The 14,296-nt window shown below is 69.7% G+C and carries 12 protein-coding genes; 5 read left to right on the plus strand and 7 right to left on the minus strand.

The features are described from left to right. Positions 1-3: 3 nt before the first annotated feature. Positions 4-366 (minus strand): 50S ribosomal protein L7Ae, encoded by a 363-nt coding sequence (rpl7ae, locus tag NO998_RS02225; protein WP_267645393.1) that lies wholly within the window; start codon positions 364-366, stop codon positions 4-6. 205 nt (positions 367-571) lie between these two features. Between rpl7ae and tmcA the strand changes: the two genes are divergently transcribed. Further along, the gene (gene tmcA, locus NO998_RS02230; protein WP_267645394.1) at positions 572-2,908 is read left to right on the plus strand and encodes a tRNA(Met) cytidine acetyltransferase TmcA; all 2,337 of its coding nucleotides are present in this window, start codon (positions 572-574) and stop codon (positions 2,906-2,908) included. A gap of 26 nt (positions 2,909-2,934) precedes the next feature. Here the strand turns inward: tmcA and NO998_RS02235 are convergent, their stop codons facing one another. Further along, entirely contained in the window at positions 2,935-3,306 is a 372-nt protein-coding gene (locus tag NO998_RS02235; RefSeq protein ID WP_267645396.1) for a 4Fe-4S dicluster domain-containing protein, read from the minus strand. A gap of 82 nt (positions 3,307-3,388) precedes the next feature. On the opposite strand from NO998_RS02235, the gene NO998_RS02240 reads away from it, so the two are divergent. After that, on the plus strand, positions 3,389-3,892 hold the full coding sequence (locus tag NO998_RS02240; protein WP_267645398.1) for a DUF456 domain-containing protein: 504 nt from the start codon (positions 3,389-3,391) through the stop codon (positions 3,890-3,892). Between the two features lie 32 nt (positions 3,893-3,924). On the opposite strand, the gene NO998_RS02245 is transcribed toward NO998_RS02240, so the two are convergent. Both NO998_RS02245 and NO998_RS02250 read right to left on the minus strand, forming a co-directional pair. After that, on the minus strand, positions 3,925-5,322 hold the full coding sequence (locus tag NO998_RS02245) for an amidase (protein ID WP_267645399.1): 1,398 nt from the start codon (positions 5,320-5,322) through the stop codon (positions 3,925-3,927). 162 nt (positions 5,323-5,484) lie between these two features. Continuing rightward, the gene (locus NO998_RS02250; protein ID WP_267645400.1) at positions 5,485-7,659 is read right to left on the minus strand and encodes a pentapeptide repeat-containing protein; all 2,175 of its coding nucleotides are present in this window, start codon (positions 7,657-7,659) and stop codon (positions 5,485-5,487) included. 203 nt (positions 7,660-7,862) lie between these two features. On the opposite strand from NO998_RS02250, the gene metG reads away from it, so the two are divergent. The 3 genes from metG (at position 7,863) to NO998_RS02265 (ending at position 12,804) form a co-directional block, all read left to right on the plus strand. Beyond that, a complete protein-coding gene (metG, locus tag NO998_RS02255) occupies positions 7,863-9,959 on the plus strand; it encodes a methionine--tRNA ligase (RefSeq protein ID WP_267645401.1) in 2,097 nt (698 codons plus the stop codon). Between the two features lie 60 nt (positions 9,960-10,019). Beyond that, entirely contained in the window at positions 10,020-10,262 is a 243-nt protein-coding gene (locus NO998_RS02260; protein WP_267645402.1) for a ferredoxin, read from the plus strand. Positions 10,263-10,350: 88 nt separating this feature from the next. Continuing rightward, on the plus strand, positions 10,351-12,804 hold the full coding sequence (locus tag NO998_RS02265) for a DEAD/DEAH box helicase (protein ID WP_267645403.1): 2,454 nt from the start codon (positions 10,351-10,353) through the stop codon (positions 12,802-12,804). 1 nt (position 12,805) lies between these two features. Here NO998_RS02265 and NO998_RS02270 read toward each other — a convergent pair whose 3' ends face one another. From NO998_RS02270 to NO998_RS02280, 3 genes are all read right to left on the minus strand, one after another. After that, on the minus strand, positions 12,806-13,402 hold the full coding sequence (locus NO998_RS02270; RefSeq protein WP_267645405.1) for an Sjogren's syndrome/scleroderma autoantigen 1 family protein: 597 nt from the start codon (positions 13,400-13,402) through the stop codon (positions 12,806-12,808). Between the two features lie 88 nt (positions 13,403-13,490). Next, the gene (locus NO998_RS02275; RefSeq protein ID WP_267645406.1) at positions 13,491-13,865 is read right to left on the minus strand and encodes a NifU family protein; all 375 of its coding nucleotides are present in this window, start codon (positions 13,863-13,865) and stop codon (positions 13,491-13,493) included. 57 nt (positions 13,866-13,922) lie between these two features. Continuing rightward, positions 13,923-14,258 (minus strand): DUF5783 family protein, encoded by a 336-nt coding sequence (locus NO998_RS02280; protein ID WP_267645407.1) that lies wholly within the window; start codon positions 14,256-14,258, stop codon positions 13,923-13,925. Positions 14,259-14,296: the final 38 nt, after the last annotated feature.

Raw genomic sequence — 14,296 nt, forward strand, 5'->3', positions numbered from 1 at the left:
AATTTATCGGAGCTCCTCGACCTTCTCGGAGATGTCCTCGACGTCTTCCTCGGCGTCACCGGCGTCGACGATGCCGGCGGCGGCGCTGCCGACCTCGAGGCCGGCGGCGTGACCCAGGTCGTCCTGAGTCTCGACGAAGACGACCGCGATGCCCTTCTCCTCGGCGAGCTCGGGCAGGTGCATGACGATCTCCTCGGGCTGGACGTCCTCGGCGACGAAGACGAGGTCCGCGTTCCCTCGCTCGACGGCCTTGGTCGTCTCGTTGGTTCCTTTCTTGACGGTACCGGTGTCCCGGGCGACCTCGAGCGCGTCGAGCGCGCGGTCGGCGAGGTCGGCGGGGGTGTCGTAGTCGACGTAAACTGGCATTGTTGTAGTACCTCGGTCCTGCCTGCGGGCTCGACTGCCCCACCGGAACCGCGTCCCTAGCGGTGGGGAGTATCATCAACCCCGGACAGGCTTCGCCCGTCAGTTCTACAGGGGCACGTAAAAGCGTGTTCAAACTGCCGGGACCGTGTCAGCGCCCGACACGGCAGCCGAAACGGGCAAACCGCCGGCGGGCGAACGCCGCTCCATGACCCTCTCCTCGCTCGCCGCCGACCTCCGAGCGGAGGCCGAGCGCGCGAACGAGCGCCGCGCGCTCGTGCTCGCCGGCGACGCCGACGCCACCCGCGCCGCGGCCGTCGACGCCATCGGGGCCGCCGACCTCCCGATCACGGAGTGTACGGCGATCTCGGCCGCCGACGACTGGCCGTTCGAGTACCACGGCCCGCGGGAGTCCCGCGAACTGCTCGGCCGAACCCAGCAGGCGGTCGTCCTCGACGGCCACGACGAGTGCTCGCCCAACGCCATCGGTCGGACCGTCGGCGCCGTCGACGGTGGCGGCCTCTACGTCCTGCTCGCTCCCGAACTCGACGACTGGGCCGACCGCCACGACGCCTTCGACGAGACGCTCGCGGTGCCCCCATTCGGCGTCGACGACGTGACCGGCCAGTTCCGCCGCCGCCTCGTCGCCACGCTTCGGGAGCACCCCGGCGTCGCGATCTGTGAGGTCGGCGGCGACTACGACGGCCCCGAGAGCGGTGCGGTCGAAGTCCGCGACGACGGCCTCACCGACCCGTTCCCCGCTCGCCCCCGCGAGGCGCCCGAGCCGCCCGCTGACGCGGTGTTCCCCGCGGAGACCTACCGGGCCTGCATGACCGTGGATCAGGCCGAAGCGGTCCACGAACTCGAAGCCCTCCGGGGCGACGACGTTGACCACCACGCGGGAGACAAGGACGACGATGGCCCACCCGCCGTCGTCGTCGAGGCCGACCGCGGCCGCGGGAAGTCAAGCGCTGCCGGACTCGCGGCAGGCGCACTCGCCCGCGAGGGTCGGGACGTGCTCGTCACCGCCCCGGACCGCCGCGGCGCCGACGAAATCTTCGAGCGTGCTCGGGAGCGGCTGGTAGCCACCGACTCCCTCCTCGCGGATTCGACGCACGCCATCGACGCTGACTCCGGCGGGTGCGTGCGCTTCGCCCGCCCGCCCGACGCCGCCGCCCTCCCCGGGGAGCCGGACGCCGTCATCGTCGACGAGGCGGCGGCGCTCCCGGTCTCGCTGCTCGAACGGTTCGTCGAGGGCCCGCCGGTCGCGTTCTGCACGACCGTCCACGGCTACGAGGGGGCGGGCCGGAGCTTCGACGTGCGGTTCCGCGACCACCTCGCCGACTCAGAGCGGGATGTGATCGACGTGCGCCTCGACGAACCGATCCGCTACGCCGCCGGCGACCCCATCGAGTCGTGGGCGTTCCGGGCGCTGTTGCTCGACGCCCGGCCGCCCGTCGATCAGTTGGTCGCCGACGCCACCCCCGATTCGGTGAGCTACGAGACCCTCACGCCGGAGCGACTGCTCGCCGACGAACACCTGCTCCGCGAGGCGTTCGGCCTGCTCGTCCTCGCTCACTACCGCACGGAACCCGACGACCTCGCCCGACTCCTCGACGCGCCGAACCTAACCTGCCGCGCGCTCACTCGCGAGGGTCGGGTGGCCAGCATCGCCCTGCTGGCTCGTGAGGGCGGCTTGAGTGAGGAGACCAGAGAGCGAGTCTACCGCGGCGAGCGCGTCCGCGGGAACATGCTCCCGGACGTGTTCACCAGCCAGCTCCGGGACCGCGACGGCGGCGCGCCGGTGGGCTACCGGGTCATGCGGATCGCGACCCACCACGCCGTCCGCTCGGGCGGCCTCGGCTCGCTGCTGCTCGACGAGGTGGAGGCGGAGTTCCGGGAGGACGGGGGCAGGGGTTCGGACTCGCTGGGCGAACAGGTGGACTACCTCGGCGTCGGCTACGGCGCGACCCCGGACCTGCTCGACTTCTGGGCCGAGAACGGCTACCGGACGGTCCACCTCTCGACCACGAAGAACGACAGCAGCGGCGAGCACTCCGCGCTGATGATGCGCCCGCTGACCGACGACGGCGCCGACCTCGCGGCCCGCCACAGCGAGTGGTTCCGCGAGCGCGCGCCGGGGGTCCTGACCGGCCCGCTCGCGGATCTCGATCCGGACGTGGTTCGCCGAGCGCTCCGATCCGTCGACGACGACGCGGTTCCGGAGAACCCGGGCCTCGGCGAACGCGACTGGCGGGTCGTCGTCGACGCCGCCAACGGGATGGGGAGCTATCACGCCGCGCCCGCCGCCTTCACCGAACTGGCGCTGCGGGACCTGATTCTCGGTGATGCGGGGCTGGACCCGTCAGCGGAGCGCCTGCTCGTTGAGAAAGTGCTGCAGAACCGCGAGTGGGACGCCGTCGCCGACGACCTCGACCGCGTGTCGACCCGAATGACGATGCGCGCGTTCGGCGACGCCTGCGAGCCGCTGGTCGATACGTACGGCACCGAGGCGGCGAAGGAGCACCGGCAGTACTGGAACTGATTGGGTCGGAACTGACTGAACGGGAACTACAGGCCGCCGCCGCCGGCGCGGCTCGCGTCCACGTCGATGGCGTCGACGGGGCAGACGTCGACACAGAGCATGCAGTCGATACACTGGTCCTCGAAGGTCGGTTCCACTTTCCGGTCGCTCTCGGGGTGGCCGGGCGTGTCCACCCACGTGAACACGTCGACGGGGCAGTCCTCAAGACAGGTGCCGTCGGCGATGCAGAGGTCGTAGTCGACGGCGACGTGGGTCCCGTGGATGCCGAGTTTCTCCGGCGGGTCGACGGGCCCCCAGACGGCGACGGCGGCCTCCTCAGCGTCCTCGCCGCTGGCGGCCGCGGCTTCCTCCCCTTCGACGCGCTCGCGGGTCGTGTCGAAGTTCGGGTCGATAGGCATACCTCACTCTCCCGTCGCTCCACGTAAGTATCCGCTGGTGCGCCCGCCCACATTCTTAAGCGCCGCTCACGTCCCTCCGAGCATGATCGACGCCGTGGCACTGGTCGCGCTGGCGCTGCTGATCGCGGGCGTGATCGCCAGTGTCGTCCCCGGGGTTCCGGCGGGCCTGCTGTCGCTCGCCGGCGTCTACGTCGAGTTCCTGTTCGGCTCCGGGGACATGACGTACTGGCTGCTGTTCAGCTTCACCGTCGTCGGGGTTCTCGCGGTCGTCGTCGACCTGTTCGGCGGCGCCGTGGCCGCCCGCGGCCGCGGCGCGAGCGGGACCACCACCCTGATCGCGGCGGTCACGGGGCTGGTCCTCTTCTTCGTCGCCGGCCCCATCGGCGTCGTCGTCGGGATGTTCCTCGCGGTGTTCCTGCTGGAACTCCGCCGCGAGGACCGCAGTTTCGACGAGGCGTGGGACAACGGCGTCTGGGCGACCGCGGGGATGCTGGCCTCCGGGCTCGCGGTGTTCCTGCTCGTCACCTCGATGCTCGTTGGCTACGTCGTGTTCGTGCTCTGGCTGGGGAGCGGGACGACGTTCTGACCCGGGGAACGCGCTCAGGAGGCAGCCGGCCGCTACTGTGTCAGCGCCCGCTCCACCGACTCCGCCACCCGAAGGAGGAAGCCATCGCTCCCGGGCGGCCCGACCAACTGCAGGCCGACCGGCCGGCCGTCGACCTCGCCACAGGGCACCGACACCGCGGGCGCGCCGGTAGCGTTGAACGGCGCCGTGTTCTCCACGGTGTCGAGTACCGAGATCCCCTCCTCGCCGGGGACGGCGCCGAAGGAGGGCGCCGGGATCGGCGTCGTCGGCATCGCCAGCACGTCTGCTTCGGTGAACAGCGCCTGCTGGCGCCTGACCGTCCGCCGGCGGGCGTCCCACGTCCGACCGCAGGCGTCGGGGGCGCGGTCGAGTAGCTCCCGACCGACCTCGATCAGTCCGGCGACGCGGTCGGGGAGCGCGTCGATACGGTGGTTCGCGGCCCGGAGCGCCGCCCGAAGGTCCGCCGACTGCCCCCGTTCGAGGAGGCTCCCCCGCTCCAGCAGCGCCGCGAACTCCATCACCGTGCCGGCGTCGTTGGCGTCGACGGCCGCCTCGGCCTCGGGGAACGTCACCGTGCCGACCTCGGCGTCCAGTTCGGTCACGCAGGTCGTCAGCGCCGCCTCGACCGTGGCCTCGACGGCGGGCGCGGCGGCGTCCATGAACTCCGCGCCGACGCCGATCCGGAGCCGCGGCGGCGGGCGCTCGATGTCGTCGACAAAGGAGAGTCGGGAGGGCGCCGTCAACGAGGCCGGGTTGATCGCCTCCCGGCCGGCGATGGCCTCGAACACCTGCGCGGCGGTCCGAACGTCGTCGCCGAGCACCCCGACGTGATCGTTCGACGGCGAGAGCGGCACCACTCCCTCGGCCGGAACCATCCCGTAAGTCGGCTTGAACCCGACGACGCCACAGAACGAGGCGGGAATCCGGACGCTCCCGGCCGTGTCGGTGCCGAGTGCGGCGTCGACGGCGCCGCCGGCAACTGCGGCGGCGCTCCCCGAGGAGGACCCGCCGGGGACGTGTCCCTCGACGGCGGGGTTCCGTGTCGGCCCCCGGGCACTCAGCTCGCCCGTCGTCCCGAACGCGAACGGGTCCATGTCGGTCGTGCCAACGATGGACCCGCCGGCCGCCCGCAGGCGCTCGACGGCGACGGCGTCCACATCGGGCGTCCACTCGAAGGCGTCCGTGCCGCAGGTCGTCGTCACGCCGCCGACGGCGATGTTCTCCTTGACCGCCAGATCGAACTCCGACAGCGGCCCGTCGAGCGGCGCGTCGGCGATGAACGTCTGGGCGAACGCGTCGTAGGGATCGGCCCGGTCCTGTGGGGTCGGCACCCCGAACGCTCCGGCGACGCTGTCACCGGGGAGCCCACGCACCCGTTCGAGATACTCGTCGACCCGATCCTCGGTTCGTTGCGGGTCGGCGCGCTTCATACCCCTCGTTTCGGCTGTACGTATAAGGGTAGTGTGGCCGACACGCCCTATTGCCGGAGCCTCCCACTCACCGCCCGTCCGCCGCGGCTTCCTTACAGACGATCACGGCATCGGCTCGGAGCGACCGTCCGGGGACGGTCGCGGCTCGCTCGCCGTGATCGCTTACACCTCGGACCGTTCGACCAAGGCATACACCACGAGGGCGGCGAACACCGCACTCAGGTACGCCTCGATGGTCGCTACCGCGACGGCCAGCCCCCCGATGGGGTTGATCTGGCCGTACGCGATGGTCGTGTAGGTCACGTAGGAGAACCGAACGGCCTGATACAGCGTGTGCTGGCCCTCGGCGGTGAACAGCGCCGAGAGCGAGCCGATCTGACCCGCCGTCGTCGCGAACGCCGGCCCGCCGAACGCGAACAGCAGCGCCGGGAACAGCGGCAACAGCAGGAAGATGGCGACGATCCGGAGCAGCCGCATCCCGTGGCCACAGGTCACTTCGAGGAAGGCGTTCTCGCCGGCCCGGACCAGGTTCCGCACGCGGGCCGTCGGCGCCGCCTCGGGGTCGCCGGCCACGTCGAGGTTCTTCCGGCGGGAGAACTGCTGGCGCTTGACTCGGAACTCCCCGGCGGCGGTGGTGTCGCCGGTCAGCGACGCGCAGTTCTTGGCCTTGAGGTAGGTGCGCTCGATCACGTCGGCGGTCATCGTCAGTTCCACGTCCGGCGCCGTCTCGCCGGCGAACGTGTGCAGCACCCAGTTGTTCCGCTCCAAGTACGAGAGGTGGGCGCCGAAGTCGAAGTTCTTCCCGTCGAACTCCGTGAACTCGGTGTCACAGAACCGGAAGTAGTCGAGCAGTTCCCGCTCGTCGCCCGCTGACGCGCAGGTGAGTTCCACCTCGCCGAGGCTGGCCTTGGTGAGGTCGTAGCGAACCCAGCCTTCCGCGGGCTGGACGATCCGGCCCTCGGGGAAGCTGATCCCGCTCATGTCGATCACCGAGCCGCGATCCGAGTCGGTGACGCCGCCGCGGTGAGTCACCGCCGCCACGTCGAGGCGCTCCCGGACGGTCACGTCCCCGAAGTCCGCGACGGCGCCGAAGCGGGTCCCCTCGAAGTCCCCGGAGGTGAACGTCGCGTCGCCGAAATCGGCGTCGTCGACGAAGACGGCGTCGACGAACGTCGCGCTGTCGCGGTAGTGGTTGGCGTCGCCGAGGAACTCCGCGCCGCGGAACGCGACCGGCGAGCGGAAGGCCGTCTCCGAGAAGTCCGAGTCGGCGACGAAGCGTGCCTCGTCGAACGTCGCCTCGCCGACGAACGTCGCACCCGGGAAGTCCGCGTCGTCGTCGAACCGGACGTGTTCGAACTCGGCGAGCCCCTTGAAGTCGGCCTCCGTGAACGAGGCGTACCGGAAGCTCGCGTGGTCGAACGCAGCGCGGTCGCCGAACGTCACCCGGTCGAAGGAGGCGTCGTCCTTGATGATCCGTGTCCCCCCCGAGAAGACGGCGCCGCGGAACAGCGCCGCGCCCTCGACGACGCCGTCGTCGAACACCGCGTCGCCGCCGAAGCGGGCCTCGTCGAACGTCGCGCCCCGGGCGAACCAGACCCGGCGGAACCCCGCGTCACCCTCGAACCCCGCCTCGTGGAACGTCGCCTCGCCCTCGAAGCTGGCGTCGGCGAAGCGCACGAAGCCGAACCCGGCCTGCGTGAAGTCAGCGCCCGAGGCGAAGCGGGCGCCGGCGAAGCTGGTGTTGTCCTCCAGCCGGTTCGAACTGCCGTGGAACTCCGCGCCCCGAGCCGAGAGTTCGCCGCTGAAGGTGGCGTTGTCGGCGGTGAGTTGGTCGTCGAAGGTGGCGCCGTCGAGGTCGACCCCGCCGCCGAAGTCGGCGTTCGTGAGGTCCACATCCTCGCGGAAGCGGGTCTCGGGCATCGAGGCGTCGCCGATCACCGTGAGGTCCGCACCGGAGAGGCGGTCGAACTTCGTCTCGTCGAAGCGCACGCCCGTCACCTCGGCGTCGTCGAGCAACAGGGGCACCTGCACGTCGGCGTGGTCCACGTCGAGGTGGCCGGTGATGGTCGCCCCGCGGAGGTCGATCGGGTGGTTGTCGTCGCCGCCGACGACGGCGTAGGAGAGCGAGAGCCCCGGGAGCGTCGCCCCCGAGAGGTCCTTCTGCTCGCGGTCGCCGTCGATCACGGCGGCGTAGAAGGCCGCCCGGACGGCGTCGTCGGTGACCCCGCGTGCGCGCCGCTGGTCGGGGGAGAGTCGGAGGATTTCGGTATCGACCTGTTCGGTCGTCGGCCGTGCCGGCACGTCGTCGCGTTCCCCCTCGCGTCGACGCTTCGTCATTGCTGGAACGCACACAACCAACCGGGAAAAAAGAGAAGGGCGGCCGTGTGTCGCCGGCACACGGCGACGGGAGCGTTTCGCGTGGTGGCCGCCGCGCCGTCGGGCGCGCGGCGGCGCCTGCCGGCGAAACCCCGCCGCGTTCGGGCACCGCGCGATCACCGAAACCGGCGGGCTTTAGGCCCGCATCGACAACTGAAAACCAGATGAGTCACGAGGAGTTCCCGACCGACCGTCCCGCGGTGGTGACGTGTGGACTGCCGTACGCGAACGGCGACCTCCACATCGGCCACCTCCGGGGGTACACCGCCGCCGACGCGGTGAACCGCTCGCTGAAGAAACTCGGCCAGCAGTCGGCCTACGTCTGCGGGTCGGACATGCACGGTACCCCCGTTGCGCTCAACTCCGCCAAGGAGGGCGTCTCCCCCGAGGAGTACGCGATGGAGTACCACGAGAAGTTCGCCGAGACGTTCCCGAAGTTCAACGTCGAGTTCGACAACTACGGCCACACCCACGACGCGACCAACGCCGAACTCACCCGCGAGTTCGTCGAGCGCCTCGAAGCGGAGGGATACGTCTACGAGGACGAGATCCTCGTCGCCTGGGACCCCGAGGAGGGCCAGCCCCTCCCCGACCGCTACGTCGAGGGCACCTGCCCGTACTGCGGCGAGCACGCCCGCGGCGACGAGTGTGACGAGGGCTGCGGTCGCCACCTCGAACCCGGCGAGATCGAGGACCCCGTCTCGACGCTGACGGGCAACCCCGCGGAGTACCGCGAGCGCGAGCACAAGTACTTCGCCGTCTCGGAGCTCACCGACTACCTCTCGGGCTTCCTCGACCGACTCGAGGGTACCTCGAACGCCCGGAACCAGCCCCGCGAGTGGCTCGAGGAGGGGCTGCAGGACTGGTGTATCACCCGGGACATGGACTGGGGCGTCGACTACCCCGGCGAGGAGGACCTCGTCCTCTACGTCTGGGTCGACGCGCCGATCGAGTACGTCTCCTCGACCAAGCAGTACTCCGAGCGCGTCGGCGCCGACGAGTACGACTGGGAGGAAGTGTGGGGCCGCGACGGTGGCGACGGCGGCGAGATCGTCCACGTCATCGGCCGGGACATCATCCAGCACCACACCGTCTTCTGGCCGGCGATGCTCCACGCGACGGGCCACGCCGAGCCGCGGGCGGTCTGTGCGACGGGGTTCATCACCATCGACGGCAAGGGGCTCTCGACCAGCCGGAACCGCGCGATCTGGGCCGAGGAGTACCTCGATGAGGGGTTCCACCCGGACCTGCTGCGCTACTACCTGACCACGATGGGCGGGTTCCAGCAGGACCTCGACTTCACGTGGGAGCGCTTCCAGGAGCGCGTCAACGGCGAACTCGTCGGCACCGTCGGCAACTTCGTCTACCGCTCGATGCTGTTCGCCGCGCGGAACTTCGACGGCACGCCGGACGCCCCGGTCAGCGACGAGGTCGCCGATCGCATCGACGAGGCCGTCGCGGAGTTCGAGGCCGCCGTTCAGGAGTACGACGTGCGAAACGCCGGCGACGCCGCCGTCGACCTCGCGCGCTTCGGCAACGAGTACATCCAGCAGCACGAGCCGTGGCAGCTGGAGGACGGCAGCGACGAGCAGGCGGGGGTCATCCGCGACTGCCTGCAGGTCGCCACCGCCGTCGCGGTCCTACTCGAACCGGTCTGCCCGGAGAAGGCAGAGACCGTCTGGGCCCAACTCAGCGTCGGCGGCGACGTGCACGCCGCCGAGACCGACGCGGTCCACGCCGAGCCGGGCGCCTTCGAGGAGCCCGACGAACTGTTCGAGAAGATCGAGGACGAGCGCGTCGAGGAACTCGACGAGACGCTCGACGCGAAGATCGAGGCGGCGGCCGCCGATGCCGCTAACGACGAAGCCGACGAGGACGACGAAACCGACGCCGAGGACGCCGACACCGAGATGGACGCAAGCGACATCGAACCCCTGACCGACGAGCGCATCGACTACGAGACGTTCCAGAGCCTCGACATCCGGGTCGGCCGCATCGAGTCGGCCGAGGGGATCGAGGGCGCGGACAAGCTCGCCCGGCTCGAGGTCGACATCGGCGCCGAGACGCGACAGATCGTCGCCGGCCTGAAACAGCTCCACGACCTCGACGGCCTCGCCGGCGAGAAGGTGATCGTGCTCGCGAACCTCGAACAGGCCGAACTGTTCGGCGTCGAGTCCAACGGGATGGTACTCGCCGCGGGCGACGAGGCCGACCTGCTGACGACGAAGGGCGACGCGAAGCCCGGGACGAAGGTACTCTAAGAGCACCCCGCCACGTTTCCTCCCGGTATCGCTTAGTCCCCCACCGTCGAAGCCCCGACCATGCACATCGAGTACGAGCGTGACACCTGCATCGGGATGTTCCAGTGTGTCGCCGAGTGGGACGGCTTCGAGAAGGACCTGGACGCCGGCAAGGCCGTCCTCGTCGACGGTGAGGAGGAGTCGGAGGACCTGTTCGTCCGCGAGATCCCCGAGGCGGCCGAACTCGACGCGAAGTTCGCCGCGCGCGCCTGCCCCGTCGACGCCATCCGCGTCTACGACGACGACGGCGAGCAGATCGTCTGAGCGGGCCGCAACGGCCCGAAACGGCCCCCGTTTCAGTTCCACCACGCTCGCCGAACCCTTATCGGCGAGCGCGCCCCACTACCGGCAAATGGCGGCCACCGACGACGTCGGCCGGATCGAACACCCGATGCTGACGCCCGGCTTCCTCGAACGCCGGCTCTACCAGCTCCAGCTCGCGGGGACGGCCCAGGAGACGGACACGCTCGTCTGTCTCCCGACCGGGCTCGGGAAGACCACGGTCTCGCTGCTCGTGACCGCGGAGCGACTCGACTCGGTCGGCGGCACGGCGCTCATGCTCGCGCCGACGAAGCCGCTGGTCCAGCAGCACGCCGAGTTCTATCGCGAGGCCCTGCAGATCCCCGACGAGGAGATCGTCGTCTTCACCGGCGAGGTCAGCCCCGACGACCGCGCCGAACTCTGGGAGTCGGCGACCGTCGTGATCGCCACCCCGCAGGTCGTCGAGAACGACCTCGTGGGCAACCGCATCTCGCTTGCTGACGTGACCCACCTCACCTTCGACGAGTGTCACCGCGCGACCGGCGACTACGCCTACGTCTACATCGCCGAGCGCTACCACGCCGACGCGAAGAACCCCCTCGTGACGGGGATGTCGGCGTCGCCCGGCGGCGACGAGGAAGAGATCCTCACCGTCTGTGAGAACCTCGGGCTGACGGAGGTGGAGGTGATGACCGAGGACGACGCCGACGTGGCGGAGTTCACCCACGACACCGACGTGCAGTGGGAGCGCATCGACCTCCCCGAGGAGATCCTCGAGATCCGTGAACTGCTGAACGAGGTCATCACCGACCGCTTGGAGGACCTGAAGGAACTCGGCGTCACCAAGGCCACCAGCCCGGACCTCTCCCAGAAGAAGCTCAACGGGATGCGCGCCGAACTCCAGAAGCTCATCAACAACGACCAGAGCGAGGGCTACCAGGGGATGAGCACCCACGCCGAGATCATGAAGCTCCGCCGGGCGGTCGAACTGGTCGAGACCCAGTCCGTCGAGTCGGTCCGCCGGTACTTCGAGCGCCAGCGCGAGGACGCCCGCTCCTCGGGGGCGTCGAAGGCCAGCCAGCGCATGGTCAGCGACCCCCGCGTGCGCCGTGCGATGCGGAAGGCGGACACGTTCGACGGCCTCCATCCGAAGTTCTCGCAGGCCCGCATCCTGCTGGCTCAGACGCTGGGCATCGGCGAGGGCGAGCGCGTCATCGTCTTCACGGAGTCCCGCGACACCGCCGAAGCCCTGACCGAGTTCCTCGGGCAGAGCTTCGAGACCCGAAAGTTCGTCGGGCAGGGCGACAAGCAGGGCTCCGACGGCATGACCCAGACCCAACAGCAGGAGCGTCTCGACGCCTTCCGGAACGGGGAGTTCGAGGTGCTCGTCTCCACCTCCGTCGCCGAGGAGGGGCTGGACGTCCCCGAGGTCGATCTGGTGCTGTTCTACGAGCCGGTCCCGACCGCCATCCGGTCGATCCAACGGAAGGGCCGGACCGGGCGACAGGCCGAGGGGCAGGTGGTCGTCCTGCTGGCCAACGACACCCGGGACGAGGCGTTCTTCTGGATCGCCCGCCGGCGCGAACAGGAGATGGAGGAGGAACTCCGGAAGCTGAAGGGCGTCGCCGAGGAGGTCGAGGCGGAACTCGACGACGCCCAGCAGGCGCTCTCGTCGTTCGGCGATGACGACGGGGAACGCGAGGAGCGACTCAGCCCCGGGATGACCGACTTCGCCGAGGGGGACGGCGACGGCAGCGAAAGCGAGGAGGCGACTGACGACGGAACGGACGACGCCGAAACTGACGATACCGAAACTGACGACGCCGATGTCGACGCCGAACCCGCAGAGGGCGTCGTCGCCACCGCCCAGTCGGACCCCGAGGAGGACGTGGTCGAAGTGGTCGTCGACCAGCGCGAACTCGACTCACCGATCGCCAAGGAACTCTCGCGGCGGGAGGGTGTCCGCACCCGCCTCGAAACCCTCGAAGTCGGCGACTACGTGCTCTCCGATCGCGTGGCCGTCGAGCGCAAGTCCGTCTCGGACTTCCTCGACACCCTGACCGGGGGCGACCGCTCGATGTTCGAGCAGGTGGGAGACCTCTCGCGGGCTTACGCCCGACCCGTCGTGATTCTGGAGGGTGAGGACCTCTACGGCGAGCGCAACGTCCACCCGAACGCGATCCGTGGCGCGCTCTCCTCGCTGGCCATCGACTTCGACGCCAGCGTCCTCCGGACCGAGGACGAGGACGACACCGCCGACCTGCTGGAGGTCGTCGCCAGCCGCGAACAGGAGGAGTCCGACCGAACCGTCTCGGTCCACGGCGAGAAGTCCGGCAAGACGCTGACCGAACAGCAGGAGTACGTCGTCGGCAGCGTCGCCGACATCGGGCCGGTGACCGCCCGGGCGCTGCTCGCGGAGTTCAAAACCGTCGAGTCGGTGATGACCGCCAAGAAGGAGGACTTGCTGGAGGTCCCCGGTGTCGGCGAGGTGACCGCTGATCGGCTGCGAGAGGTCGTCGGCAGCGAGTACACCGGCGGCGACTGACCTACCGTTCCAGCGCTTCCAGCGCCTCGGCGGCCTCCTTGGACGCTTCGAGCCACTGCTTGGCGGTCCGTGGGTCGGTCGCCTCGTTCGCTTTTCGGGCACAGCGACTCACTGCACGCTGGAGTTCGGCGTAGGAGTCTACTCCCATCGGATCGGCCCCGTTCACGCCGGCCTGCTCCGGTTGGCTCCCCGTGGGCGTGACTTCCTGTGGCGTCGTCTGGATCGCTCGCGACTGCGACTCGCTTTCCGGAGTGCCGGTCGCCGGCGACTCGGCCGCACCGCCGGGCTGCTGGGTGGGCGGCGACGGTGCTGTCGGTGATTGTTCCGTCCGGGACTGTTGAGCCTGCTCATCCTGCTGTTCGGCGGCAGCCTCGGTGGCCGCGGCGTCGGTATTGCCGCCGCCACAGGTCGGACAGAACGTCCGCCCGCCGTCGCGGAAGAGGGGGTCCCCACAGTTGTCGCAGTGCTCGTTGGTCATCGTCGCCCCCTGCAGGAGGAGTTCACTCATCCGCTGGGTCTCCTCGCGTTTCTGTTCGTCCTTCTCTAACTTCTCGCGGAGTTTCTCCCGTTCGGCCTCCTTGTCGAACTCCTCGCTCATAGCCGTGTGGTGGTCGCTCGGAGGCAAAAAGTCAGCGTCCGGCGGTGGTTCGACGCGGTCGAAGACACGGGAACCGTGCGCCGGCGGGTCAGAACGGGGCCTGGGGGCCTTCGTCGTCCTCGCCGTCGTCGTCGCCCTCGCCCGGGAACGTCGCGTTCATGCTGCTGCTGCCGGTGCCGCCGAGGTCACCGTCGGCGCCGGCGCTCATGCCGGTGTCGGCCTCGACGCGCTCGATCTCCGGGATCTCCTTGACCATCCGGGACTTGATCGCCTGGATCGTCATCGGCGAGATGCCACAGCCCGAACACGCGCCGCCGAGCTGGATGTGGACGACACCCTCCTCGCGGTCGAGGTGGGTGATGGAGGAGGACCCGCCGTGCATCTGGATCTGCGGGAAGTTCCGCCGCAGGAAGTTCGTGATGCGATCGCGTAGGTCGTCGCCGGACTGGCTCTCCGTGCTCATACACGCGGTTTGGTCAGCGGGCCGTTTATACGTTTGGTTGGCGGGTCGATACCCGGCTCAGGCCTCGTTCTCGGGGCGCTCGACGCCGAACAGCGAGTGGAGCCGGGCGGCGATCTCGTCGGTGTAGCGATCCAGCGCCGCCGTCAGCGTCGCGTCGTCGGCGTCGACGGCCGTGACGCGATCCGTCGGGTTCTCGGGCAGTTCGATCTCGAAGCGCCCGTCGACGAAGTGGGGCTCGGACTCGTTGAGCACCTGTTGGTCGAGGGCGTGGATCAGGTCCGACCCGTGGTCCTCCCGCATCGCCTCGAAGGCGTCCTTGTAGGCGCGCTGGAGCTCCGCGAAGTGGTCGGTGTACTTCTCCTCTTCGAACGTCTCGGGGTCGAAGTCGGCCATTGCCCGCGGTTGGGCCGACGGCGTCAAAAGTGAGGCGA

It is taken from the genome of Halolamina litorea (assembly GCF_026616205.1).
Taxonomy (GTDB): Archaea; Halobacteriota; Halobacteria; order Halobacteriales; family Haloferacaceae; genus Halolamina; species Halolamina litorea.

Excerpts from the sequence above, each read along its gene's own strand:
- NO998_RS02275 (WP_267645406.1), bottom strand. The coding sequence starts at position 13,865 with ATGAGCACGGAGAGCCAGTCCGGCGACGACCTACGCGATCGCATCACG.
- rpl7ae (WP_267645393.1), bottom strand. The coding sequence starts at position 366 with ATGCCAGTTTACGTCGACTACGACACCCCCGCCGACCTCGCCGACCGC.
- metG (WP_267645401.1), top strand. The coding sequence starts at position 7,863 with ATGAGTCACGAGGAGTTCCCGACCGACCGTCCCGCGGTGGTGACGTGT.
- NO998_RS02250 (WP_267645400.1), bottom strand. The coding sequence starts at position 7,659 with ATGACGAAGCGTCGACGCGAGGGGGAACGCGACGACGTGCCGGCACGG.
- tmcA (WP_267645394.1), top strand. The coding sequence starts at position 572 with ATGACCCTCTCCTCGCTCGCCGCCGACCTCCGAGCGGAGGCCGAGCGC.
- NO998_RS02265 (WP_267645403.1), top strand. The coding sequence starts at position 10,351 with ATGGCGGCCACCGACGACGTCGGCCGGATCGAACACCCGATGCTGACG.
- NO998_RS02245 (WP_267645399.1), bottom strand. The coding sequence starts at position 5,322 with ATGAAGCGCGCCGACCCGCAACGAACCGAGGATCGGGTCGACGAGTAT.
- NO998_RS02260 (WP_267645402.1), top strand. The coding sequence starts at position 10,020 with ATGCACATCGAGTACGAGCGTGACACCTGCATCGGGATGTTCCAGTGT.
- NO998_RS02280 (WP_267645407.1), bottom strand. The coding sequence starts at position 14,258 with ATGGCCGACTTCGACCCCGAGACGTTCGAAGAGGAGAAGTACACCGAC.
- NO998_RS02270 (WP_267645405.1), bottom strand. The coding sequence starts at position 13,402 with ATGAGCGAGGAGTTCGACAAGGAGGCCGAACGGGAGAAACTCCGCGAG.
- NO998_RS02235 (WP_267645396.1), bottom strand. The coding sequence starts at position 3,306 with ATGCCTATCGACCCGAACTTCGACACGACCCGCGAGCGCGTCGAAGGG.
- NO998_RS02240 (WP_267645398.1), top strand. The coding sequence starts at position 3,389 with ATGATCGACGCCGTGGCACTGGTCGCGCTGGCGCTGCTGATCGCGGGC.